4 protein-coding genes are annotated in these 3,242 nt (G+C 35.1%); 3 read left to right on the top strand and 1 reads right to left on the bottom strand.

The annotated features are described in order from the left end of the window. Positions 1-87 (bottom strand): hypothetical protein (locus CBG25_RS02555; RefSeq protein WP_290604312.1); only part of this gene is annotated, 87 nt, incomplete at its 3' end. Positions 88-543: 456 nt separating this feature from the next. On the opposite strand from CBG25_RS02555, the gene CBG25_RS02550 reads away from it, so the two are divergent. From CBG25_RS02550 to ahpC, 3 genes are all read left to right on the top strand, one after another. Continuing rightward, positions 544-1,560, top strand: a complete 1,017-nt coding sequence (locus CBG25_RS02550) for an NAD(P)H-quinone oxidoreductase (protein WP_290604310.1) — start codon at positions 544-546, stop codon at positions 1,558-1,560. Between the two features lie 72 nt (positions 1,561-1,632). After that, on the top strand, positions 1,633-2,250 hold the full coding sequence (locus CBG25_RS02545; protein ID WP_290604307.1) for a hypothetical protein: 618 nt from the start codon (positions 1,633-1,635) through the stop codon (positions 2,248-2,250). 217 nt (positions 2,251-2,467) lie between these two features. Continuing rightward, the gene (gene ahpC / locus CBG25_RS02540; RefSeq protein ID WP_290604305.1) at positions 2,468-3,055 is read left to right on the top strand and encodes an alkyl hydroperoxide reductase subunit C; all 588 of its coding nucleotides are present in this window, start codon (positions 2,468-2,470) and stop codon (positions 3,053-3,055) included. The last annotated feature ends 187 nt before the right edge of the window (positions 3,056-3,242 follow it).

Raw genomic sequence — 3,242 nt, 5'->3', positions numbered from 1 at the left:
ATCAAGCCATACCGTGAGAGACCCGCGCTGCCTGAGTGCTTTGTTGTATGCAGGCCAGTTGGTGATTTTAAACTTTTGCTTTGCCATAGGGACCCGATGATGAAACGACTGTAGCGATCAGATCCCCCCAATCACCTAAAAGTTCGATTTATTCAACAAAGCCAATGATAAGTTGAAAGGCAATTTTATTACCACCAATAGCACAAAGAAATTTTATTTTAATAATTTAAGCCAGTTTTCTAGTCACAAAGAATTAAATAGAATGAAAAATTTTGATGCTATGGAGATTGAATTTAATATAAATTATAAAATAAATCATAAAGTTAGTTTTGGGACGAGATTTCTTAATGAAATAGATGGTATTAATTATAGATTAACTGAATTTGATTTAATTGCGCAGTGGTATTTCTAATCAAACTATTGTTTTATTTTTCTATTTTACCAAAATATTATATTAAATATTAGTTAAATTATTAGAGGAAAATTTTACGGCTCTCAAGTACAATAATTAGTTGATTGACTCAGCAATGGAGTTATTATTGAATGCCGCACCTCATAGACCCTTTACCAAAAACGATGCTTGCTATTGAAATTATTGAACCTGGCGGGCCGGAAAAGCTTAGTCCCACCCAATTACCACTAATAAAACCACCAAAATCACATTTACTTGTTAAAGTTGCCGCCGCGGGTGTCAATCGTCCTGATATTTTTCAGCGTATGGGGGTTTATCCACCACCAGCAGATGCATCTCCAATACCAGGATTAGAAATTGCCGGTCAGGTAGTTAGTGTTGGAGAAGGTTGTCAGCGTTGGAAAAAAGGCGATAAAGTTTGTGCTTTAGTTGCCGGTGGAGGATATGCTGAATATTGTCTGGTACATGAAGCGATCGCTTTACCTGTTGGTGATCTTAGTTATATCGAAGCGGCGGCATTGCCAGAAAACTTTTTTACTGTTTGGGCTAATGTTTTCCAAATTGGTCAACTCAAAAAAAATGAAACTGTTCTCGTTCATGGTGGCACCTCTGGTATTGGTAGTGTTACCATCATGTTAGCAAAAATTTTTGGTGCTAAAGTATTCACTACTATTGGTTCAGTGGAAAAAATGAAGGTGGCATCTTCTTTAGGTGCTGATAAAGTTATTAACTATATGACAGAAGATTTTGCTGAAAAAATAGCTAAATATACCCAAAATAAAGGGGTCGATATGGTGGTTGATCTGATTGGTGGCGATTATGTTAATAAAAATTATCAAATTGCCGCTAAACATGGCCGTATCATTCAAGTTGGTATGATGCGTGGGGCACCTCAGCAGTTAAATTTAATGCCATTAATGGTTAAACAATTAGTTCATACTGGTTCAACAATGCGAGCAAGAACTTTAGCGGAAAAAATAGCGATTGCAACAGCGTTAGAAAATAAGGTTTGGCCACTGATTAATTCAGGTAAGATAAAACCCATTATTGCTAAAACTTATCCATTAAAACAACCAGAAAAAGCGCATCGTTTTATGGAGTCAGGAGCTTTAATTGGTAAATTAGTATTAGTTAATGAATACTTTTAATATTGGTATTTTAAGCATTATTTTCACTTTATTGAGAGCTACTCTGTAGTTAAAAATTTATGGTTAAATTATATGAATAAACAGTCTAATTACCTGAAATTACTTCTAATATTATTACCTTTACCAGCTTTAGCCTATGATGAACAAGCTTCGTTAGAACAGTATCCTACTAAAGATATTGTGGCTTATTTCCAGCAAGCACAACAAAAAGGTTTAACTGGCATAGCTCAAAAAAGTAAGTCGGTCTATGCGCGACTTGCTACGCCGGGTAAAATTATTAAGACAATCATTAAAGGCGTTGGAACTGAGGTAATATCGTCGCCCGCTGAGGAGGGTGATTGGGTGGTGGAAAATATTTGTCCTGCCACAGGTAATGAGCAATATTTGGTTGAAAAAGCAAAATTTCACCAGTATTATCATGATCCTGTTACCGTATCAAGCAAGCCTAATTATTTACGTTTTATTCCGACCGGTAAAATGATGAATTATTTTATTGTACCTGAAACCGAATCGGCGTTTACCTTTATTAATAGCTGGGGAAAAAAGCAATTATTGCGTGCCGGTGACATTGTTATTCAACCTGTTAGCCAGCCTCAAAGTTTTTATCATGTGCCAAAACAGTCTTTTTTTTGTACTTATAATATTCTGATCACTGCACATAAATCGTCTAATAACTTTGCCAGTAATTAGTAATGTCTGCGCTGGTGCTTATCATGTTCTAATTGATATTCTTAAAGTTAATCTGGCACATTATTTCTCAAATCAAAATCGATTTATTCATCGGTTTTTTTTATATTATATTTATTTACAATAGGTAATGCCTATTGAATTAATAGTAAAAAGGAATTAGACGTAATACTTTTATGTTTATATATTAAATACCTATCAAATAGAAGGGAGCAGCAAAATGTCTTTGGTTAATACAGAAATTAAACCTTTTCAAAATACCGCCTTTAAAGATGGAAAATTTATCGATATATCTGAAAAAGATATTAAAGGTAAATGGAGCATTTTTTTCTTTTATCCTGCTGATTTTACCTTTGTTTGCCCAACTGAATTAGGTGATTTAGCTGATCACTATGAAGAGTTTCAAAAACTAGGCGTCGAAATTTATTCTGTTTCAACGGATACCCATTTTACTCATAAAGAGTGGCATGGTCATTCAGACACGATTGGTAAAATTAAATATACCATGATTGGCGATCCTAGTTGGACATTAACGCGTAATTTTGAAGTGATGCGCAAATATCAAGAAAATGATGAACAAAAAGAATTAGGATTAGCAGATCGTGGCACATTTATTGTTGATCCAAAAGGTATCATCCAGGCAGTTGAAATTACTGCGGAAGGTATTGGGCGTGATGCATCCGATTTATTACGTAAAATTAAAGCTGCGCAATATGTAGCAAGCCATCCAGGGGAAGTATGTCCAGCTAAATGGAAAGAAGGGGAAGCAACCTTATCACCTTCACTCGATTTGGTAGGAAAAATTTAATTAAAATTTTTTGTGAGTAATTTTACTGTGTTCGGGTGCATTAGCACCCGTTTTTTTCGGGGCCCATTCCCAGTCGAAACGCAACAACCCCATAAAACGTTATGCAGCCATTAGATGAGCTAAAAATACTTCATTTGGAGAAAAATAGCCCAACGATTTTCGTCCCCGAGTATTAAGTATGTGCTCA

The sequence above is a fragment of the Arsenophonus sp. ENCA genome (assembly GCF_002287155.1).
GTDB classification, from domain to species: domain Bacteria; phylum Pseudomonadota; class Gammaproteobacteria; order Enterobacterales; family Enterobacteriaceae; genus Arsenophonus; species Arsenophonus nilaparvatae.
The sequence above is the reverse complement of the archived record's forward strand: the minus strand, read 5'-3'. Positions and strand labels throughout refer to the sequence as shown.